This is a genomic window from Kitasatospora sp. NPDC029312 (assembly GCF_055569215.1).
This window is the reverse complement of record NZ_JBVHXY010000003.1, coordinates 143,756-164,829: the sequence shown is the minus strand read 5'-3', so window position 1 is coordinate 164,829 and position 21,074 is coordinate 143,756. Positions and strand designations below refer to the sequence as shown.

The 21,074-nt window shown below is 73.7% G+C and carries 13 protein-coding genes and 1 pseudogene; 13 read left to right on the top strand and 1 reads right to left on the bottom strand.

The genetic code is table 11. The annotated features are described in order from the left end of the window. Positions 1–231 precede the first annotated feature (231 nt). The 3 genes from ACZ4WV_RS03675 (at position 232) to ACZ4WV_RS03665 (ending at position 4,057) form a co-directional block, all read left to right on the top strand. Positions 232–948 (top strand): sigma-70 family RNA polymerase sigma factor, encoded by a 717-nt coding sequence (locus ACZ4WV_RS03675; protein ID WP_465742410.1) that lies wholly within the window; start codon positions 232–234, stop codon positions 946–948. Between the two features lie 294 nt (positions 949–1,242). Then, positions 1,243–2,745, top strand: coding sequence for an IMP dehydrogenase (gene guaB / locus ACZ4WV_RS03670; RefSeq protein ID WP_465742408.1), 1,503 nt, complete (start codon positions 1,243–1,245; stop codon positions 2,743–2,745). Positions 2,746–2,929: 184 nt separating this feature from the next. Next, positions 2,930–4,057, top strand: a complete 1,128-nt coding sequence (locus ACZ4WV_RS03665) for a GuaB3 family IMP dehydrogenase-related protein (protein ID WP_465742406.1) — start codon at positions 2,930–2,932, stop codon at positions 4,055–4,057. 78 nt (positions 4,058–4,135) lie between these two features. Here ACZ4WV_RS03665 and ACZ4WV_RS03660 read toward each other — a convergent pair whose 3' ends face one another. Then, positions 4,136–4,702 carry a hypothetical protein gene (locus ACZ4WV_RS03660; protein ID WP_465742404.1) on the bottom strand — a complete coding sequence of 189 codons (567 nt, stop codon included), beginning with the start codon at positions 4,700–4,702 and terminating at the stop codon, positions 4,136–4,138. Positions 4,703–4,955: 253 nt separating this feature from the next. Here ACZ4WV_RS03660 and ACZ4WV_RS03655 point away from each other — a divergent pair, with 253 nt between their 5' ends. The 10 genes and pseudogenes from ACZ4WV_RS03655 to ACZ4WV_RS03610 all read left to right on the top strand — a co-directional run bounded on the left by ACZ4WV_RS03655 (position 4,956) and on the right by ACZ4WV_RS03610 (position 21,067). After that, a complete protein-coding gene (locus ACZ4WV_RS03655) occupies positions 4,956–6,839 on the top strand; it encodes a serine/threonine-protein kinase (protein WP_465742402.1) in 1,884 nt (627 codons plus the stop codon). A gap of 318 nt (positions 6,840–7,157) precedes the next feature. Next, positions 7,158–8,210: a protein kinase domain-containing protein gene (locus ACZ4WV_RS03650; protein ID WP_465742400.1), complete on the top strand. Its 1,053-nt coding sequence runs from the start codon at positions 7,158–7,160 to the stop codon at positions 8,208–8,210. 162 nt (positions 8,211–8,372) lie between these two features. Next, positions 8,373–10,157, top strand: coding sequence for a serine/threonine-protein kinase (locus tag ACZ4WV_RS03645; RefSeq protein ID WP_465742398.1), 1,785 nt, complete (start codon positions 8,373–8,375; stop codon positions 10,155–10,157). A gap of 148 nt (positions 10,158–10,305) precedes the next feature. Beyond that, entirely contained in the window at positions 10,306–11,949 is a 1,644-nt protein-coding gene (locus ACZ4WV_RS03640) for a succinic semialdehyde dehydrogenase (protein ID WP_465742396.1), read from the top strand. Positions 11,950–12,002: 53 nt separating this feature from the next. Continuing rightward, positions 12,003–13,811, top strand: a complete 1,809-nt coding sequence (locus ACZ4WV_RS03635) for a GMC oxidoreductase (protein WP_465742394.1) — start codon at positions 12,003–12,005, stop codon at positions 13,809–13,811. Between the two features lie 280 nt (positions 13,812–14,091). After that, positions 14,092–15,684 (top strand): hypothetical protein, encoded by a 1,593-nt coding sequence (locus ACZ4WV_RS03630; RefSeq protein WP_465742392.1) that lies wholly within the window; start codon positions 14,092–14,094, stop codon positions 15,682–15,684. A 92-nt stretch (positions 15,685–15,776) separates the two neighbouring features. Further along, positions 15,777–17,171, top strand: coding sequence for an acyltransferase family protein (locus ACZ4WV_RS03625; RefSeq protein ID WP_465742677.1), 1,395 nt, complete (start codon positions 15,777–15,779; stop codon positions 17,169–17,171). Positions 17,172–18,229: 1,058 nt separating this feature from the next. Continuing rightward, on the top strand, positions 18,230–19,825 hold the full coding sequence (guaA, locus tag ACZ4WV_RS03620; RefSeq protein ID WP_465742390.1) for a glutamine-hydrolyzing GMP synthase: 1,596 nt from the start codon (positions 18,230–18,232) through the stop codon (positions 19,823–19,825). Between the two features lie 222 nt (positions 19,826–20,047). Then, positions 20,048–20,575 (top strand): annotated as a pseudogene (locus tag ACZ4WV_RS03615) (DoxX family membrane protein); the annotation flags it as partial. 48 nt (positions 20,576–20,623) lie between these two features. Next, positions 20,624–21,067: a QcrA and Rieske domain-containing protein gene (locus ACZ4WV_RS03610; RefSeq protein ID WP_465742675.1), complete on the top strand. Its 444-nt coding sequence runs from the start codon at positions 20,624–20,626 to the stop codon at positions 21,065–21,067. Positions 21,068–21,074: the final 7 nt, after the last annotated feature.

The following is a 21,074-nucleotide window of genomic DNA, read 5'->3' as shown; positions in this document are numbered from 1 at the left end:
GAGCACCTCGGGGACCAGCGGACAGGCACTGCGGCGAGCCACACGGCCGCGGGACACTCGGCGGACGGCGCGACGGACGGGACCACCCACGGCGGCGGTGCGGGAGGCGGCACGGTGCAGGAGGGGCCGGTGAGGCGCGGGGCGCCGCGCGGTGCCGCAGCGCATAACGTTCCGGTGCACAACTCCGGACGCGGTGCCGCGTTTTCCCGGTCGACCAGGCACCATGGACCGATGCGCGACGACGTCGCCGGTGCGGCCGGCCAGGCGGACCCGGGTGAGGCCGAGCCCTCCGACCCGGGCCACGATCCGTCGTACGCCGGATCCGGCGGCCCTGACGCCGGGATCGGACCGGTCCGCCCGCCGGTGCTCGGCACGGGCGGCTCGCCGCTGGTGGGTGAGCTGGTCGCGGCCGCCGTCCGCGGCGAGGGCCCGGCCATCGACGCCCTGCTCGCCTACGTCCACCCGCTGGCGCTGCGCTACTGCCGCGCCAAGCTGGTCCGACTGCCCGGCGGGGCCCGGCACCACGTGGACGACGTGGCCCAGGAGGTCTGCGTCGCGGTGCTGTGCGCGCTACCCCGGTACAAGGACCAGGGGCGGCCGTTCGAGGCCTTCGTCTACGGGATCGCCGCGCACAAGATCGCCGATCTGCAGCGGGCCGCGATGCGCGGGCCCGGCTCGACGGTCGTGCCGCAGGACGACCTGCCGGAGGTGCCGGACGAGGCGCTCGGCCCCGAGGAGCAGGCGCTGCTCAGCAGTGACGCGGCCTGGGCCAAGGAACTGCTCTCCAACCTGCCGGCCCGTCAGCGGGAGCTGGTGCTGCTGCGGGTGGCCGCCGGGCTGTCCGCGGAGGAGACCGGCGAGGTGCTCGGGATGTCGCCGGGGGCCGTCCGGGTGGCCCAGCACCGGGCGCTCAGCAGACTGCGGGCGCTCGCCGAGGAATCGTCCTGAGGGCCTGACGCGCCTGAGGCCTCCGGTCGGCCGTACCGTCCGGAGCTTCGCCCGGGGTGGAATGACCCATGGTGGGGGGTTGTTGTCAAGGGCACACGAGGGCACATTCGAGGTGCCAGTACCATGGGGTATCGGCGCCTGGGCGGGTTGCCAAAGTTTCGCGGGTGTGCGCGGGGTTCCCTTGGAGGTTCCTCCAATCCACCCGGCTTTCGGCGGTCTGCGCGAGTGAGCGATGAACGCGCCCCCTCCCTCAGGGCGTGAGCGGATAAGGCCGGCCACGGAAGGTACCCCCAAATGTCTTACAACGCCGCAGGCGTACCCGAGAAGTTCGCCATGCTCGGGCTCACGTTCGATGACGTCCTGCTGCTGCCCGGGGCCTCCGAGGTGCTGCCGAACCAGGTCGACACCTCCTCGCGGGTCTCCCGGAACGTCCGCGTCAACATCCCGCTGCTGTCCGCGGCGATGGACAAGGTCACCGAGGCGCGGATGGCCATCGCGATGGCCCGCCAGGGCGGCGTCGGCGTGCTGCACCGCAACCTGTCGGTCGAGGACCAGGCCAACCAGGTCGACCTGGTGAAGCGCTCCGAGTCCGGCATGGTCAGCGACCCGATCACCGTCGGCCCCGACACCACCCTGGCCGAGGCCGACGCGCTGTGCGCCAAGTTCCGCATCTCCGGCGTGCCGATCGCCGACGGGACCGGCAAGCTCCTCGGCATCGTCACCAACCGCGACATGGCCTTCGAGTCGGACCGCAGCCGCCAGGTCCGCGAGATCATGACCCCGATGCCGCTGATCACCGGCAAGGTCGGCATCTCCGGTGTGGACGCGATGGCGCTGCTGCGCCGCCACAAGATCGAGAAGCTGCCGCTGGTCGACGACGAGGGCCGGATCAAGGGCCTGATCACCGTCAAGGACTTCGTCAAGGCCGAGCAGTACCCGAACGCCGCCAAGGACGCCGAGGGCCGTCTGCTGGTCGGCGCCGCGGTCGGCGCCAGCGCCGAGGCCTTCGACCGGGCCCAGGCCCTGGTCGAGGCGGGCGCGGACTTCCTGGTCGTCGACACCTCGCACGGCCACAGCCACAACGCGCTGGCCTGGATCGAGAAGATCAAGTCGGCCGTCAGGATCGACGTGGTCGGCGGCAACGTCGCCACCCGCGACGGCGCCCAGGCGCTGATCGACGCCGGCGTGGACGGCGTCAAGGTCGGCGTCGGCCCCGGCTCGATCTGCACCACCCGCGTCGTCGCCGGCATCGGCGTCCCGCAGATCACCGCCATCTACGAGGCCGCCCAGGCCTGCCAGGCGGCCGGCGTGCCGGTCATCGGCGACGGCGGCCTGCAGTACTCCGGCGACATCGGCAAGGCGCTCGCCGCCGGTGCCGACACCGTGATGCTGGGCTCGCTGCTGGCGGGCTGCGAGGAGTCCCCGGGCGAGCTGATGTTCATCAACGGCAAGCAGTTCAAGTCCTACCGCGGCATGGGCTCGCTGGGCGCCATGCAGTCCCGCGGCCAGGGCCGCTCGTACTCCAAGGACCGCTACTTCCAGGCCGAGGTGGCCACGGACGACAAGCTCGTCCCCGAGGGCATCGAGGGCCAGGTGCCCTACCGCGGCCCGCTGTCGGCCGTGCTGCACCAGCTGGTCGGCGGGCTGCGCCAGACCATGGGCTACGTCGGCGCCGCCACCATCGCCGAGATGGAGAGCAAGGGCCGCTTCGTCCGGATCACCTCGGCGGGCCTCAAGGAGAGTCACCCGCACGACATCCAGATGACCGTCGAGGCGCCGAACTACTCGTCGCGCTGAACGGCCTGAGCGGTCCGGACGGCCCGAACGGTCGAGGGGCCGGGGGCCCGCTGTCGCACCGCGGCGGCGGGCCCCCGGCGTGTTCGGGGTGTGGGCCGTCGGGGCGCCGCCGGCGCCGGTACGGGATACTGGGGGCGGCCGGGGTGACCCGGCGGGCATGAGCAACAAACCAGAAGGGCTCGAAGTGACTGAGATCGAGATCGGGCGTGGCAAGCGCGGCCGCCGGGCGTACGCCTTCGACGACATCGCCGTCGTCCCCAGCCGCCGTACGCGTGACCCGAAGGAGGTCTCGATCGCCTGGCAGATCGACGCCTACCGCTTCGAGCTGCCGTTCCTGGCCGCCCCGATGGACAGCGTGGTCTCGCCCGAGCAGGCCATCAAGATCGGCCGCCTGGGCGGTCTGGGCGTGCTGAACCTGGAAGGCCTCTGGACCCGCTACGAGGACCCGCAGCCGCTGCTGGACGAGATCGCCTCGATCACCGACGCGTCGACCGCGACCCGCCGCCTCCAGGAGATCTACGCCGCGCCGATCCGCGCCGAGCTGATCAAGCAGCGGATCCAGGAGATCCGCGACTCCGGCGTGGTCACCGCCGCCGCGCTCTCGCCGCAGCGCACCGCCGAGTTCTCCAAGGCCGTCGTGGACGCCGGCGTGGACGTCTTCGTCATCCGCGGCACCACCGTCTCGGCCGAGCACGTCTCCAGCGCCGCCGAGCCGCTCAACCTCAAGCAGTTCATCTACGAGCTCGACGTGCCGGTGATCGTCGGCGGCTGCGCCACCTACACCGCGGCGCTGCACCTGATGCGGACCGGCGCGGCCGGCGTGCTGGTCGGCTTCGGCGGCGGCGCCGCCCACACCACCCGCAACGTGCTCGGCATCCAGGTGCCGATGGCCACCGCCGTGGCGGACGTCGCGGCCGCCCGCCGCGACTACATGGACGAGTCCGGTGGCCGCTACGTGCACGTGATCGCGGACGGCGGCGTCGGCTACAGCGGCGACATCCCGAAGGCGGTCGCCTGCGGCGCCGACGCCGTGATGATCGGCGCCGCGCTGGCCCGGGCCACCGACGCGCCGGGCAAGGGCTTCCACTGGGGGATGGAGGCCGTCCACGAGGAGCTGCCGCGCGGCAAGCGGGTGGACCTCGGCACGGTCGGCACCACCGAGGAGATCCTCGCGGGGCCGTCGCACACGCCGGACGGGACCATGAACCTGTTCGGTGCGCTGCGGCGGGCGATGGCGACGACGGGGTACACCGAGCTGAAGGAGTTCCAGCGGGTCGAGGTCACGGTGAATCCGGCGCTGGCTCACCGCTGAGGTCGAGGTCGCCGCGCAGGCCCCTGTCCGGATCGCCCGGGCGGGGGCCTGCGCGCTTTCCGTGGCCCGGCCGGAGCGTCAGGTGCGGGTGGCGGTGCGGCGGGTGAAGAGGAAGCCGCCGATGAGGGCGATGGCGTAGAAGGTGACGTCGAGGGGGCGGAGGTCGGCGCGCCAGGAGGTGAGGGTGGCGGGGAGGAGGCCCCGGGGGGTGGGGCCGGTGGCCTGGGTCAGCCGGAGGTGCTGGGTGAGCTGGCCGAGGAGGAGGGCGGTGGCGGCGAGGAGCGCGCCGAGGGGCGGGAGGAGCCGGTTCCGGCCACCGAGGACGCCGAGGGGAAGGGCGATCAGGCCGGCCTGGGCGATGGTGAGCCAGCCGAGGCTGTCGGCGGCGCGGAGCGGGGCGCAGCCGTAGGCCAGGCCGCTGAGGACGGTGGCGAGCAGGGCGAGGGTGATCGCGAGGGCGGTGCGGCGGCGGGGGGCGGTCCGGGTGCGCACGGGGGTGGTGGGGTCGTAGCCGGCGACCGGGACGCCGGGCATGCCGGGGGCGACGTAGCCGTCGGGGGTCTCGAGGAGCGGTGCGACCGAGTAGTGCTCGGCGGTGCGCGGCCGGGTCGAGGGGCCGTCAGCGCCGGGTGCTGATGCGGTCATGGGCGTCGAGTCCCCCCGGAAAAGACGATGAGCTGCCGAACGGTAGCAGGGCTTCGAACAGATCTTGGCGAGTTTTCGATCACAGATCGGGCACGGACGGCCGTACCCGTTCCGGTTCGTCCCGGCTTGGGACGGGGGCCGGGTGGTCGGGGCCCCTCGGGACAGGAGATGATGGAGGCTTGGGCGTTCGGGCCCGGGCCGGGCCGACGCGCCGTCACCACGACCGCCAGCAGCACATGGGGGAACGTTCCGAATGACCCAGGCGCAGGGTTCCACCGGCCGCCTCCTGGCGGGCCGCTACCGGCTGAACGGCGTGCTCGGGCGCGGTGGCATGGGTACGGTCTGGCGCGCCGAGGACGAGATGCTGGGCCGGACCGTCGCGGTCAAGGAACTGCGGATGAACGCCAGTGTCGACGAGGAGGAGAAGCACCGGCTGATCGTCCGGACGCTGCGCGAGGCGAAGGCGACCGCGCGGATCCGGCACAGCTCGGCGGTGACCGTCTTCGACGTGGTCGACGAGGACGACCGGCCGTGGATCGTCATGGAGCTGGTGGAGTCCCGCTCGCTGGCCGACGTGGTCCGGGAGGACGGGCCGCTGGCCCCCGCCCGGGCGGCGGAGATCGCGCTGGACGTGCTGGGCGTGCTGAGCGCGGCGCATGCGCTGGGCATCCTGCACCGGGACGTCAAGCCGTCCAACGTGCTGATCGGCGAGGACGGCCGGGTGGTGCTGACCGACTTCGGGATCGCCAGTGTGGAGGGCGACGCCTCGGTCACCTCCACCGGGATGCTGGTCGGAGCGCCCTCGTACATATCCCCGGAGCGGGCACGCGGCCAGAAGCCCGGGCCGCCGGCCGACCTGTGGTCGCTGGGCGGCACGCTGTACGCGATGGTCGAGGGGCGGCCGCCGTACGACCGGGGCTCGGCGCTGGCCACGCTGACCGCGGTGATGACCGAGGAGCTCGCCCCGCCGGCGAACGCCGGGCCGCTGCTGCCGGTCATCGAGGGGCTGCTGGAGAAGGACCCGGCGAAGCGCCTGGACGCCTCGCAGACCCGGTCGATGCTCAAGCGGGTGGTCGCCGAGGCGACCGTGAAGGCGGAGTCGACCACCGAGCACGCGATGCCGGTCGATACGGTGGTCACCCCCGAGCCGGAGGCCGCGGTCGAGGCGCCGAAGCGGACCGTGGCCGGGCTGCTGGGCACCGTCCGGGTGGGTAGCCGGGCCCGGGACGCAGAGCCGGCGGAGCCCGTCGCGAAGGCCCCCGCCGAGCCGGAGGCCGCTCCGGCGGGCGAGCCGATCCGGCCGGTGACCAGCGAGTGGACCAGGGGGGCGACCCAGGCGGCCGGGGCCGACCCGCGCACCGGCCGGCGCCGGCTGGCGATCGCGACGGTGGTGGTCGTCCTGCTGCTGATCGCCGGGGTGGTCGCGCTGGTCAAGGCCATGGGCGGCGAGGAGGACGGTTCGAGCGGCGGTGGCACCCACAGCGCGGGAGCCACCGCGCCGGTGGCGGCGACCACCGAGGCGGTGCCGAGCCAGGCTCCGGCGGCGCCGTCCACCGAGCCCGGGGCCGCCGGGACGAGCGCCGCGCCGGAGACCACGGCCGCCGCGCCGCCGCCGGCCGCCGCTGCTCCGACGACCGGCGCTGCCCCGCCGGCCGCTGCCACCCCGACGACCGCGCCCGGTCCGACCGAGCCCGTGCCGGCCGGCTACCACGCGTACCAGGACCCGAGCGGCTTCTCGGTGGTGCTGCCGGACTGGCTGCAGCCCGCCGGGTCGGACCCCAACCGGCGGATCTTCAAGAACGCGGCCGACGGCAGCCAGTTGCGGATCGAGTGGAGCACCACCCCGCACGCCAGTGCCGTCGCGGACTGGCAGGACTCCGAGCCCGACCTGCGTGCGCAGGTGACCAACTACCAGCGGCTGAACCTGTCGGCGATCAGCTACCGACAGTGGACCAACGCGGCCGACTGGGAGTGGACCAGCGGCACGCCCAAGACCCACTCGCTCAACCGCGGCTTCGTGACCGGCACCCCGGCCAAGTACGGCTACTCGATCTACTGGATCGTCCCGGACGCCCAGTGGGCCGCCCAGGCGCCGGTCCGGGACGTGGTGTTCAACAGCTTCCAGCCGGCGCCGTAACCGGGCCGGCGGCGGCTCACGATCCCGGCGGTGACGGCCGTAAGCGGAACCGGGACTGGTGGTTCTCCGTCCTTCGGGAAGAGCACCGGGTGGGTGAGGCGATCGGTTTCTCACCTCCGATGAACGCGGCTTCGACCGTCGGAAGGACCTTCGCCTGGTTGGCTTGGCCCTGGTCGCCCGCCATCTCGACGGCGGTGTCGATCCGATCGGTCCGGTCCACGGGATCGAGCCCGAAGGAGCCGCTCAGTAGGCTGCTCGTGAGCGAGAGGAACTGGCATGCGAGGCGGCCCTGGGCAGTTGTCGGCGGGGCGGTACCGGGTGACGGATCGTCCGGAGCTGCTGCGCGCCCTCGCGGTGGACGAGCGGACCGGTGAGTCGGTGCTGCTGCGCGCCGTGGAGCTCCCGGTGCTGCTGACCGGTGGTCAGGACCCGGAGGGGGAGGCGTCCGCGCAGGGGGACCGGTTGGTGCGGCGGGTGGCGGCCGTCGGGTCGGCCGCGCCGTCCTGGCACCCGCGGCTGCTGCGCGGGGTCGGGGCCTTCGTCGAGGGTGAGCTGCTGTGGACGGTGGAGGAGCGGCCGGCCGGGCAGTCGTTGGCCGAGCTGCTCACCGCCGGGCCGGTGCCGCCCTACCGGGCGGCCGAATTGGCGGCGGACGTGGCCGGCGCCCTGCGGGCGCTGCACGAGGCCGGGCTCTCCCACGGCAACCTGACCGCCGAGTCGGTGCTGGTCTGCGAGGACGGTGCGGCGATGCTCGGGGGGCTGCTGGCCGGGGTGGCGGAGGAGGCGCTGGCCGAGGACCTCGGCGGGCCGGGGGGCCGCCGCCGGTACGAGGTCCGGGCCACCCTGGTCGGCCCGGTGGCCGAGCGCTGGCCCCTGGACGGCGGTCCGGCGGGGGACTGCTGGGCGCTCGGAGTGCTGCTGCAGCGGCTGATCACCGGGCGCGCGCCGTACCCGGAGCGAGGGGTGCCGGAGCTGGTGGCGGCGGTGCGGGACGGGCGGCGCGAGCCCTCGGCGGCCTGCGGGCCGCTGGCGCCGCTGGCCGAGCGGCTGCTGCAGCCGGACCCGACGCTGCGGCCGACCGCGGAGGCGGTGCGGCGGGAGCTGGCGGTGCTGCTGGCAGGCGCGCCGGAGCCGGTCGACGGGGAGCGGATGGCCCGGGCGGTGGAGCTGAAGCCCGACGCGCCGCTGGTGCCGCTGCGGCACCGTCGCCGCGGCCGGGCCGCCCGGCCGGAGGCCGGGATGGAGGCCGAGCCGGAGGCCGGCGTCCGTACGCCGCGGATACCCCCCGCCCTGCTGGGCCCGCTGCTGGTCGGGGGCGTGTTCCTACTGCTGGTGCTGGGAATGGTCGCCGTGGTGCTGTTCGCAGGCTGACGGCCCCGCCGCGCACCGGCTTGCCGGTCCGGGGGGTGGGCGTGATTACCGGGGTGCGCGAGGTACGCCTAATGTGTGCGTGGGATTTGTTCGAACAGCGGTCTGCACCACGCGATCCGTCGCGGTGACGGCGAGTGGACTCGAGAGGGGGAGCGGTCGCCGATGGGCGTGCAGGACCGGCCGGAGGCGGTCGAAGCGGAGCGGCTGTTGGCCGGGCGGTACGAGCTCGGCGAGCGGCTCGGCCGCGGCGGGATGGGCACGGTCTGGCGGGCCTGGGACCGGATGCTGGACCGTGAGGTCGCGGTCAAGGAGCTGACCGTCAACCACCTGCCCGAGGAGGACCTGCAGATCCTGCACGCGCGGATGAAGCGCGAGGCCAGCGCGGCCGCCCGGATCAAGCACCCCGGCGTGATCACCGTGCACGACGTGCTGGAGCAGGACGGCCGGCCGTGGATCGTGATGGAGCTGGTCGACGGCCGTTCGCTGGCCGACGTGATCAGCCAGGACGGCACCCTCCCGCCGCGCGCCGCCGCCGAGGTCGGCAGCCAGGTGCTGGCCGCGCTGCACCGCGGCCATCAGCTCGGCGTGCTGCACCGGGACGTCAAGCCGGCCAACGTGCTGCTGGAGCGCGGCACCGGGCGGGTGGTGCTGCTGGACTTCGGCATCGCGAAGTACGAGGGCTCCACCGAGCTGACCCGGCCGGGCGACCTGGTCGGCTCGCCGGACTACCTGGCGCCCGAGCGCGCCCAGGGCCAGCGGCCCGGCCCGGCCTCCGACCTGTGGGGTCTGGGGGCGACGCTGTACGCGGCGGTCGAGGGGCAGTCGCCGTTCCGCCGGGACTCGCCGATCACCACGCTCGCCGCGGTGGTCGACGAGCCGCTGCCGGAGTCGCGCCGGGCCGGGCCGCTCGGGCCGGTGCTGGCCGCGCTGATGGCCAAGGACCCGGCCGAGCGGCCGAGCGCGGACGAGGTGGCCCGGATGCTGGCCGAGGTGCAGGCCGGGCACACCATGGGCCTGAAGTCGGTCGCCTCGGTCCGCACGCCGACCCAGTCGGTGCCGGTGGTGGACCGCAGCGAGGTGCCGGTGGGCGCCGCGGAACCGCCGGCGGAGGGCTCGGAGGAGCCCACCGAGCCGCGCCCGGTCCAGGCCGGGGCCGCCGCCACCCCTACTGGCACCTCCGCCGTCACCCCTGCTGTCACCCCTGCCGTCCCGGCCGTCGCCGAGGGCGTGCCCACCGCGCCGCAGGCGCACGCCGGAACCGGCGTGCCGGTCGCGCACACCGTCGCGCCCGCGCGCGGACCGGCCAAGCGCCGCAGCCGGATGAAGCTGATCGCCATCGCGGTGGCCGTCGGACTGCTGGCGGCCGCGGCGACCTTCCTCGTCACCCGGCACGTGGTCGACACCCCGGACGCCGACACCACCCCGACCGGTCCGGCCGAGACCACCGAGCCCGAGCCGAGCAGCACCGCCGACACCGAGGCGTCCGCGCCCAACGGCTACCACTGGGTCGACGACCCGGCGGGCTTCCGCTTCCCGCTGCCGAGCGGGGACCCGGCCTGGCAGCGGATCACCGGGACGGACAACAACCAGATCTTCTACAGCCCCGACGGCAAGGTGCACTACCTGCAGTTCGCGGTCACCGTCGGCCAGTCGATCAAGCCGCTGGACCACATGAAGCAGATGGAGACCACCGTCTCCAAATCGCTCAAGGACTACAAGCAGCACCGGATGGCGAGCGCCGCCGTGAACGGCCACGAGGCGGCCGTCTGGGAGTTCAGCTACCTGGCCCAGGGCGGCGGCCGGCGCCGCGCGATCGAGGCCGAGTTCATCGACGAGGACGGCACCGCGTACGCGATCTACTCGTCCAGCCCGGACAAGGGCAACGAGTGGAACGAGGCCGAGCAGCGCTTCACCACGGTGCTCAACCACTTCACGCCGACCCGCTGAGCCGACCCGCCGAGGCGGCCCGCTGAGGCAGTCCGCTGAGGCAGGCCGCTGAGCCTCGGCGGGCGGGGCGCCCGCTTTCGCCCGACTGCGGCAGATTCTTGTTACCGACGGGTACCGCGCCGGCGCCCGAAGGCCTAGGCTGCGCCGTATGTCGGACCTCACAGCAGATGCAGCGGCCACCGAACACCCCGGCGTCGGGCCCGCGAGCGGCAACCCGGCAGCTCCCGGCGGCGGACGCACCGTCTCCGCCGCCGTCCCGCCGTCCCTGGTGGCCCGGCTGGCCGCGGGCGTCACCGCGACCGGCGTGCCCAGCGTGGTGGAGACCGTCGCCCCGCTGACCGGTGAGCGGCTGGCCGCCCTGCCGCAGTCCACCCCGGCCGACGTCGAGGTCGCCTTCCAGCTGGCCCGGCGCGCCCAGCCCGCCTGGGCCGCCCTGCCGGTGCGCCGCCGCGCCGCCGTCCTGCTGCGCTTCCACGACCTGCTGCTCAAGCGGCAGGACGAGGCCCTGGACCTGATCCAGGCCGAGACCGGCAAGGCCCGGCTGCACGCCTTCGAGGAGGTGCTCGCCGTCGCCATGGCCGCCCGGCACTACGGGCGCGGCGCCCAGGGCTACCTCCGGGACCGCCGCCGCGGCGGGGCGCTGCCGGTGCTCACCCACACCGTCGAGGGCCGCCGCCCCAAGGGCGTCATCGGCCACATCTCGCCGTGGAACTACCCGCTGGAGCTGTGCGTCGGCGACCTGCTGCCCGCCTTCGCGGCCGGCAACGCCGTGGTCAACAAGCCGGACACCCAGACCGCGCTGACCGGGCTGTGGGCCCGTGAGCTGCTGATCGAGGCCGGGCTGCCCGCCGACCTGTGGCAGGTGGTGATCGGCGACGGCCCGGTGATCGGCCCCGCCGTGGTGGAGCACGCCGACTACGTCTCCTTCACCGGCTCGACCCGCACCGGCCGCGAGGTCGCCCAGCGCGCCGCCGCCCGACTGGTCGGCGCCTCGCTCGAACTCGGCGGCAAGAACGCCATGTTGGTGCTCTCCGACGCGGACCTCGACGCGGCCGCCGCGGGCGCCGTGCGGGCCTGCTTCTCCTCGGCCGGGCAGTTGTGCATCTCGATCGAGCGGCTGCTGGTGCACCGCTCGGTGGCCGACGGATTCCTGGAGCGCTTCACCGCCCGCACCCGGGCGCTGCGCCTGGGCGGCGGCCTGGCGTACGGCGCCGACATGGGCTCGCTGGTCTCCGCACGCCAGCTGGACACCACCACCCGGCACGTGGAGGAGGCGGTCAAGGCCGGCGCCACCGTGCTGGCCGGCGGGCGGGCCCGGCCCGATCTCGGCCCGTACTTCTACGAGCCGACCATCCTCGACGGGGTGACCCCGGAAATGGCGGTCTGCGGCGAGGAGACCTTCGGCCCGGTCGTCTCCGTCTACCGCTTCGACACCGAGGAGGAGGCGGTCGCCGCCGCCAACTCCACGCCGTACGGCCTGAATTCCAGCGTCTGGACCAGGGACCAGCGGCGCGGCCGGGCGGTCGCGGCCCGGCTGCGCACCGGCACGGTCAACGTCAACGAGGCCTATGCGGCCGCGTACGGCTCGGTCGCCTCCCCGATGGGTGGCATGGGCGACTCCGGGCTCGGCCGGCGCCACGGCGCCGAGGGCATCCTGCGCTTCACCGAGGCGCAGACCGTCTCGACCCAGCGGGTGATGCCGCTGGCACCCGCGTTCGGCCTGGACGACCGGCAGTTCGCCGCCGTGATGACCGGTGGGCTGCGGGTGCTCAAGGCCCTGCGGCTCAAGTAACGCCCGACGGGCTTCCCCCCAGGCAGGTTCGACCCTCGAAGGAGCAGTGGCAGATGGTGGAGTCCGGCGGTGCGGCGGAGTTCGACTACGACGTGGTCGTGGTCGGGTCCGGCTTCGGCGGTTCGGTCGCGGCGCTGCGGCTGACCGAGAAGGGCTACCGGGTCGCCGTCCTGGAGGCCGGGCGGCGCTTCGAACGGGACGAACTGCCCCGGAACTCCTGGGACCTGCCGAACTACCTGTGGGCGCCGCAGCTCGGGCTGTACGGCATCCAGCGGATCCACCTGCTGGCCAACGTGCTGATCCTGGCGGGCGCCGGGGTCGGCGGCGGCTCGCTGAACTACGCCAACACCCTGTACGTACCGCCGAAGGCCTTCTTCGAGGACCGGCAGTGGCGCCACATCACCGACTGGCAGCAGGAGTTGGCGCCGTTCTACGACCAGGCGCAGCGGATGCTCGGGGTCCGGCTCAACCCGACCGTCACCCCCTCGGACGTCCACCTCAAGGCGGCCGCCGAGCGGATGGGCGTCGGCCACACCTTCCACATGGCGCCGGTCGGGGTGTTCTTCGGCGACGGCGAGGACGCGGGGGGCACCGCCAAGGCGGCGCCCGGGGACGAGGTTCCCGACCCGTACTTCGGCGGCGCCGGCCCGGCCCGCAAGGCCTGCGTGGAGTGCGGCGAGTGCATGACGGGCTGCCGGCACGGCGCCAAGAACATGCTCACCGAGAACTACTTGTACCTGGCGGAGCGGCTGGGCGCCGAGATCCACCCGCTCACCACGGTGGCCCGGATCCGGGAGCACACCGACGGCCACGGGAACGCCGGCTACGCCGTGGACGTGCGCCGCACCGACTCCCGCTCCAGGACCGACCGGGTCAAGGCGGGGGCGCGGACGATCACCGCCGCCCGGGTCGTGGTCGCGGCCGGCACCTACGGCACCCAGTCGCTGCTGCACCGGATGCGCGACGCCGGCCACCTGCCCCGGATCTCCGCCCGGCTCGGCGAGCTGACCCGCACCAACTCCGAGGCGCTGGTGGGCGCGCAGACCACCGACCGGCGCTACGGCGCCAAGGCGGACTTCACCAAGGGCGTCGCGATCACCTCCTCGATCCACCCCGACGCCAACACCCACATCGAGCCGGTCCGCTACGGCAAGGGCTCCAACGCGATGGGCGCGCTGTCCATCGCGCAGGTCAAGGGCGGCGGGAAGGCCCCGCGCTGGCTGCGCTACCTGGGCAACTCGGTGCTCCACCCGGTGACCTTCGCCCGCTCGATGAACCAGCGCGGCTGGTCCGAGAAGACGATCATCGGCCTGGTGATGCAGTCGCTGGACAACTCGATCACCGTCTCGCTCAAGAAGGGGCCGATCGGCAAGCCCCGGCTCACCTCCAGCCAGGGCCACGGCACGCCCAACCCCACCTGGATCCCGGCCGCCGAGAAGGGCGCCCAGGCACTGGCGGACGAGATCAACGGCTTCCCGGGCAGCACCGTCGGCGAGATCTTCGACATCCCGATGACCGCCCACTTCCTCGGCGGCTGCCCGATCGGCGACGCGCCCGAGACCGGCGTCGTCGACCCGTACCACCGGCTGTACGGGCACCCCGGGATCAGCGTGGTGGACGGCGCGGCCGTATCCGCCAACCTCGGCGTCAACCCCTCGCTCACCATCACCGCGCAGGCCGAGCGCGCCATGTCGATGTGGCCCAACAAGGGCGAGGAGGACCCGCGGCCCGCCCCCGGCGAGGCGTACCGCCCGGTCACGGCCGTCGTGCCGGTGCGACCGGCCGTGCCGGAGGGCGCGTTCGGCGCGCTGCGGCTGCCGCTGCTGCCCGTCCCGGAGGTGCCGAAGAAGCGGGACCGGTGACGGCCGACCGGCCCCGGGCCACCCCTGAGCCCGTCCGTCCGAGGCCAACCGGCTTGCGACTTTTCGCGGTTGACATCCGTTCGGATCCGATGGGATAAACGGGCTCCCTGGGGGACCAGGGACTCGTCGAGCGGGGGGAATCCGGTCCATGGCCAACTGCGCATCGTGCGACGCGACTTCGGTGGAGGGGGCGCCCGCCTGCGGTTCCTGCGGCCGACCGGCGGCACCTCCGCTCCCGCCCGCACCCCCGCCTCCCGCCGCCGCCCCGACCGTCGTGGCCGTGCCCGCGGTACCGCCGCCGGCCCCCGGGTACCCGCCGGCCGGCGGCCCGCCCGCGACGGGCACTTGGGGCGCCGGCGTCCCGTACGAGACGCCCGGGCGCCTGCGTATTGGCCCCGGCTGGCGACCGGCGGTCCTGGCGGCCGTCGCCCCGACGCTGGCCCTGCTGCTGACGGCGCTGATCGTGGCCGTCCCCAGCGACTACACCTACGACGGCACCTTCCCCGCGCCCGCCTTCGGCGAGCGCTTCTGCGGGACGCTGTCCCTGGCCCTGAACGCGCTCGGCGCGCCGTTCCGGATCGGTTACCAGAGCCCGCTGTCCAGGAGCCGTTCCGAGGGCATGGACGTCACCATCTGGGTGGTGCCGATGACCGTCACCGTCCTCTGGTGCCTGGCGCTCTGGCTCGCCCTGCGGGCCGGGCTGCGCCGGCGCAAGGCCGACGGCTCCCAGCTGACCCGCGGCCAGGCGGCCGGCGAGGCGCTGCGCACCGCCGCGGTCCTCGGCCTCGCCACGCTGCTGCTCGGGCTGCTCGGAAGCACCAGCTGGCAGCCCGGCGGCCGCGAACTCGACTCCGACTACTACGGCACCGGCGGCGTCCGTCTGGGGAAGGCGACCTTCACCGCGGACTCCGGCTGGCTGTGGGCGGTCGGCTGGGCCGCCGTGCTGGGCGGGCTGCTGGCCTTCACCGTGTACGGCACCGACGCGCTGCGCTGGGCCGCCTGGCGCAGCCGGGCGGTACGCGGCTGGGCGGTGGCCGCGCTGACCGCGGGCCGGGCGCTGACGCTGACCCTGGGCCTGGCCTCGGTGACGGCCTTCGTACTGGTCGCGGTCAACGGCGACAGCGGTTCGGTGACGGCGGGCTCGCTGGCCTTCCTGCCGAACCTCGGGCTGCTCCTGCTGGGCATCGGCTCGGGCGCGACCTTCCGCGGACGCAGCGACTTCAGCGCGGACGTGCCGGACTGGCGTGGCCGGGACGGCGGCGAGTTCTCCTTCTTCGACCTGCACGACCAGAGCGCCGACTGGCGCTGGACCGGCCTGCTGGCGCTCGCCTCGGCGGGCGTCCTCGGCTGGACGGCGTACCGGCGGCGGCTGGACCCCGCCGACCGGCTGCGGCTGGCGGCCGTGTACGCCGGGGTGCTCACCCTGCTCTCGGCGGCGGCCGGCGCACTGATGACCACCTCGGTGTCGTACGTGACCCCGGCGGTCGAGGGCTGGGGCGGTTCGGGCAGCCGGTCCACCACGCAGGACAGCTCGGTGAGCCTGGCGTTCCCGAGCGTGCTGCTGGCCGCCGTGGTGTGGGCGGTGATCGGCGCGCTGGTGGTCCCCGCGGTCCTGTCGGCTCTCGGGGGCCGGGGCCGGACCGTCGAGCCCGCGCCGGGCGCCGCGCCGTACGGGCCGCCGGACGGCCCCTACGGCACCGTGCCGCCGCAGCCGCCCGCCTCCCCCGCCGGTCCACCTGCCGCGGCGCCCGAGGCCCCCGGGACCGTGGTCAGCGAGGTGATCGCCTCCCACGAGGCGCCGCCGCCGCCCGCCGCCCCGCCCCCGCCCTCCGCCGAGCCGCTCGACCCCAGCGTCTGGCGCAAGCAGCCGTAACGACTCCCGGGCCGGGTGTGTGAGGCGCGCACCCGGCGACACGCGGTCGGCGTGTTCATCGAATCCCCCGATCCGTTAATGTCCCGCGAGTGATGCGAATCCGACAACTCCTCACCCCGCTCGCAGCCCGTCGCGGACGCCGAACCGCTGCCGGCGGTGTCCAGTCCAGGCTCGGCTGGCTGGACGCCGTGCGCGGGATCGCCGCATTCGCGGTCGTCCTCCAGCACTTCGACATCTGGCGGCTGGTGCCCTGGGGCAACGAGGTCTGGGTCCACTTCGACTTCGGCCTCTACGGCGTGATGACGTTCTTCCTGGTGAGCGGCTACATCATCCCGGCTTCGCTGGAACGGCGTGGAGACGTCCGGGCGTTCTGGCTCGGGCGGATCTTCCGCATCCACCCGGCGTTGATCGTCACGATCGTGGTCTGCCTGCTGACGCTGCCGGACGAGCACATGCCGGTGCTGCTCCTCAACGTGCCGCACATGCCGACCGTGCTGACGGCGAACGCCATGATGCTCCAGGACATGCTCGGTCAGCCGAACTCGCTGCGGGTGATGTGGACCCTCTCCTTCGAGATGGTCTTCTACTTCTTCGTCACTGCCCTGTTCGTCCGCGGCTGGCACCGCAAGACCAGTTCGATCGCGGTCGGGCTCGCCGCCGGTGCCCTGTTGCTGGGGGTCAGCCTCACCCAGCACGGTCTGCCCGCCGGCCCCGCGGCGACCACCCACGTGGTGATGGCGGTCGCCATGTTGGTGGGCGCGGCCCTCGTCTTCATCATGACCGGCCGGACCGACCTGGTCCGCACCGGTGCGCTGCTGCTCGGCGGGGTCGGCCTGGTGCTGGCCTTCCACAACGGCCGGGCGATCGGCTTCGAGACGTTCATGGTCTTCGCGACCATGTTCGCCGGTACGGTGGTCTACCGTGCGGAGAAGGGCCAGATCGACCGGCTCCAGGGGTGGCTCGTCTGCGGGTTCGTCATTGCCGCCGGCGTTCTGGTGGGGTGGCTGTACAACCGCGGTGCCAACGCCGAGGCGACCTGGACCTCGGGCTGGATGGCCTGGTGCATCTCCTACGTGCTGGCCTGGGCCACCTTCGGCGTCGCGATGTTCTTCCGCGAGCGCCGGTTCCCGCGACCGCTGACCTGGCTCGGTGCCATCAGTTTCTCGATGTACCTGGTGCACGTTCCGGTGCTGTACGCGGTGGACGGTCCGCTCCTGACCCACCCGACGGTGGCCAGTCCCGCCTCCCAGAAGATCGTCTGGGTCGTCGGCTACCTGGCCTGTGTCCTGGTGGCCAGCCAGCTGCTCTACACCCTGGTCGAGATGCCGATGCAGAAGCTCGGCCGCAAGGTGATCAAGCGTGTGAACACCTTCGACGCGCGCCGGGCCGAAGCCGCGGCCGCAGCCGTGGTTGCCGCGGTGCCCACGGCCCGGGCGGACGGCGAGGGGCCCGAGCAGGAGCACCAGGAGCCGGCCCTGACCCGCTGAACACCCGGCCCCGGACCGGCGGCGAACGGACGGTCCGTGGACGGAGACCAGGGGTGGCCCCCGGCCATGCGGCGGCCGGAAAGGGCAAAGGGCCCCGCGGGGGAACGGGGCCCTTTGTCGCTCAGCACTCGGCGTCAGGGCGGCGCCGGTGCTGGGGTGACGGCGCCGGGGGAGGAGCGCCGTCGTGTCGGTCGGTTCGGGGGGCGCGTCCTGGCGCTCCGGCGCGGATGGCCGGCGCGGTGGGTCGCGCACGTCCGTGCGGCGACGGTCGGCGCCTGGGTCTGCGCCGGGCCCCGCTCACGGAGCGTGAAGTGAGCACCGCTGTCGCCCCCTGTGCGCGGCGACGGCGAGACGTCGGTCCGGTCCTCCGCGATGAGCCTGCAGGCCGCCGGGAGAACCGTTCACACGGAGCATCGTGCTGGACGGAGGGCTCGCTCTGCAACCGGTTCGGCGCAGTTCGGCATAGTTCGGCACAGCCCTTTTACGGCGGACATCGCGCCGGATGATCACGGTGTGTAGTGGGCGGGGCGGTTGCGGCGCACGGGGACGCGCGTAGCGGCGCGGGACGGGTGAGAGGTGGTGCGCCCGGAGTGCGGCCGGGAGTGAACCATCGGTGCGACGGCCGGCCCCCGGGCGTCCCCGGGGGCCGGCCGCCCCACCTGTCGGCCCAGTCGCGGCCGGGGTCGCTGTCCCCTGCTGGCCGGCCGCGGCACCCGCGCACGGTCCCACGGAGCCGCGCTCCCCGGCGGGCCGGGGCGGCGGCGCCTCGTGCGCCGGTGGACTGGGGTGGAACTCCACGCGTGGTCGTGCAGCCCGTACGGCTGGTGCCCCCGGCGGGGGCGGAGCGGCGCGTCTGGCGGACGCGGCGCGGCCGTGCGGTCGTCAGAAGCAACGAACCGCGGGCCCGACCGGTCACGGTCCTTTGGACGGGCAGACGAGTGAAACCGGACAGCCCGGTAGAATCGGTGTTCAGACACCCCACACCCGTCCGCCGCCGCAGCCCCCGCTGGGGACGCGGTTCAGCGCGACACCTCGATACCGCTGCCGGAAGGCCGTCTGTGTCCTCTGCAATTCCCGTCCAGTCCGCACCGGACAACGACCCCGTGCTGGTGGTCGACTTCGGTGCCCAGTACGCCCAGCTCATCGCCCGTCGGGTGCGTGAGGCGCGGGTCTACAGCGAGATCGTGCCGAGCAGCATGCCGGTCGCCGAGATGCTCGCCAAGAACCCCAAGGCGATCATCCTCTCCGGCGGCCCGTCGTCGGTCTACGAAGAGGGCGCGCCGCAGATCGACCGCGCGATCTTCGAGGCCGGTGTCCCGGTCTTCGGCATGTGCTACGGCTTCCAGCTGATGGCCGTGACCCTCGGCGGCACCGTCGACAACACCGGCGCCCGCGAGTACGGCCGCACCCCGCTGACCGTCTCCCGCAGCGGCTCCACCCTGTTCGAGGGCGTCCCCGCGCAGCACTCGGTGTGGATGTCGCACGGTGACGCCTGCTCCGCCGCGCCGGAGGGCTTCACCGTCACCGCCTCCACCGACGTGGTCCCGGTCGCGGCCTTCGAGAACGACGAGGCGCGCCTGTACGGCGTCCAGTACCACCCCGAGGTGCTGCACTCCGACCACGGCCAGCTGATCCTGGAGCACTTCCTCTACCGCGGCGCGGGCATCGCTCCGACCTGGACCACCGGCAGCGTGGTCGAGGAGCAGATCGCCCTGATCCGCGAGCAGGTCGGCGACAAGCGCGCGATCTGCGGCCTGTCCGGCGGCGTGGACTCCGCGGTCGCCGCGGCCCTGGTCAACAAGGCCATCGGTGACCGGCTGACCTGCGTCTACGTCGACCACGGCCTGATGCGCAAGGGCGAGACCGAGCAGGTCGAGAAGGACTTCGTGGCCGCCACCGGCGTGCAGCTGAAGGTCGTCGACGCCTCCGAGCGCTTCCTGGACGCGCTGAAGGGGGTCACCGACCCCGAGGAGAAGCGCAAGATCATCGGCCGGGAGTTCATCCGGGTCTTCGAGCAGGCCCAGGCCGAGATCGTCGCCGAGGCCGGCGAGCACGGCGAGTCGGTCGACTTCCTGGTCCAGGGCACCCTGTACCCGGACGTGGTGGAGTCCGGCGGCGGCACCGGCACCGCCAACATCAAGTCCCACCACAACGTCGGCGGCCTGCCCGAGGACCTGCAGTTCCAGCTGGTCGAGCCGCTGCGCAAGCTGTTCAAGGACGAGGTCCGGATGGTCGGCCAGGAGCTGGGCCTGCCGGAGGAGATCGTCCAGCGCCAGCCGTTCCCGGGCCCGGGCCTGGGCATCCGGATCGTCGGCGAGGTCACCAAGGAGCGCCTGGACCTGCTCCGCGAGGCCGACGCGATCGCCCGTGAGGAGCTGACCGCGGCCGGTCTGGACCGTGAGATCTGGCAGTGCCCGGTCGTGCTGCTCGCCGACGTCCGCAGCGTGGGCGTGCAGGGCGACGGCCGCACCTACGGCCACCCGATCGTGCTGCGCCCGGTCTCGTCCGAGGACGCCATGACGGCCGACTGGTCGCGCCTGCCGTACGACGTGCTGGCCAAGATCTCCACCCGGATCACCAACGAGGTCCGCGACGTGAACCGCGTCGTCGTCGACGTCACCAGCAAGCCGCCGGGCACCATCGAGTGGGAGTGAGAACTCCCGTGCCGCCGAGCCGGTGCTGAACGGCCGCGCCGTCGTTCCCGTATCAGGGGAGCGGCGGCGCGGCCGTTCGTTCCTCCGGGTCGGGAGGTCTTGCTCCCGGGGTGGGACCTCTCGCTGCCCCGGGTGGGAGGTCCCACCGAAAGTGAGCAGGAGCGGGCAGAATGCGGACCGGACCTGTCAGGGAGTGGCAGGCCGTGAAGGAAGGTGTGCGGGATGTCGGAGGCCAGCAACTCCGTGGTGATCGACGGGGACGCGTCCGGCCGGGCCGATCGGGCGGCCCAGCGGCGGGCGCTCGCGTCCACGTACGCGCTGCTGCCCCTGCGGGTCTTCCTCGGCCTCACCTTCGTGTACGCGGCCCTGGACAAGCTCTCCGACGCCCACTTCCTGGCCGGCGCGGGCGATCCGGCCTCCTTCCTCTCCCAGACCCGGGCGGCCCGGGCCGGCGGCAGCCCGATCTCCTTCCTGCTCGGCCCGGCCCTCGACGCGCCCACCCTGTCCGCCCTCGTGATCGCCTTCGGTGAGTTGGCGGTCGGCCTCGGCACCCTGCTCGGCCTCTGGGGCCGGGTCGCGGCGCTCGGCGGCGCGCTGATCAACCTGAGCCTCTGGCTGACCGTCAGCTGGAGCGTCTCCCCGTACTACCTCGGCAACGACCTCGCCTACCTGATGGCCTGGACACCGCTGGTGCTGGCCGGCACGCCGTACCTGTCGGTGGACGGCTACCTGTCCCGGCGGGCCCGCCGGGACCGGGCACGCGGGCTGGCCGAGGACCACGTCAAGCGCCGGGCGCTGGTGGACGGCGGGATCGCGGCGGTCGCCATCGGCGGCGCCGGCCTGCTGACCGGCTCGCTCACCCGGACCTTCGGCCGGGACGGGCAGGCCGCCCCCAAGCAGTCCGCCGCCCCGGCCCCCGCCGCGACGGGGCCCGCCCCCTCGGTGCCCGCGGCGAGCGTGCCGGTCGGCGGCTCGGCGCAGGTCAAGGACCCGGCGACCGGGGACGCCGTCTACATCACGCAGCCCAAGGCGGGCCAGTACTGCGCCTTCTCCTCGGTGTGCACCCACGCCGGCTGCGCGGTGGACGCGCCGAAGAACGGCCAGCTGTACTGCCCGTGCCACGGCTCCCGGTTCGACGCCGCGACCGGTGCGGTGGTCAACGGGCCGGCGGTCAAGCCGCTGCCCAAGTACGCCGTCCGCAAGGACGGCGACAAGCTGACCCTGGGCCCGCTGCAGAGCTGAGTACGGC

What these genes read in the sequence shown, in the direction of transcription:
- ACZ4WV_RS03645 (WP_465742398.1), top strand. Translation starts at nt 8,373, where the DNA reads ATGGGCGTGCAGGACCGGCCGGAGGCGGTCGAAGCGGAGCGGCTGTTG.
- ACZ4WV_RS03625 (WP_465742677.1), top strand. Translation starts at nt 15,777, where the DNA reads ATGCGAATCCGACAACTCCTCACCCCGCTCGCAGCCCGTCGCGGACGC.
- ACZ4WV_RS03675 (WP_465742410.1), top strand. Translation starts at nt 232, where the DNA reads ATGCGCGACGACGTCGCCGGTGCGGCCGGCCAGGCGGACCCGGGTGAG.
- ACZ4WV_RS03660 (WP_465742404.1), bottom strand. Translation starts at nt 4,702, where the DNA reads ATGACCGCATCAGCACCCGGCGCTGACGGCCCCTCGACCCGGCCGCGC.
- ACZ4WV_RS03635 (WP_465742394.1), top strand. Translation starts at nt 12,003, where the DNA reads ATGGTGGAGTCCGGCGGTGCGGCGGAGTTCGACTACGACGTGGTCGTG.
- ACZ4WV_RS03640 (WP_465742396.1), top strand. Translation starts at nt 10,306, where the DNA reads ATGTCGGACCTCACAGCAGATGCAGCGGCCACCGAACACCCCGGCGTC.
- guaB (WP_465742408.1), top strand. Translation starts at nt 1,243, where the DNA reads ATGTCTTACAACGCCGCAGGCGTACCCGAGAAGTTCGCCATGCTCGGG.
- ACZ4WV_RS03655 (WP_465742402.1), top strand. Translation starts at nt 4,956, where the DNA reads ATGACCCAGGCGCAGGGTTCCACCGGCCGCCTCCTGGCGGGCCGCTAC.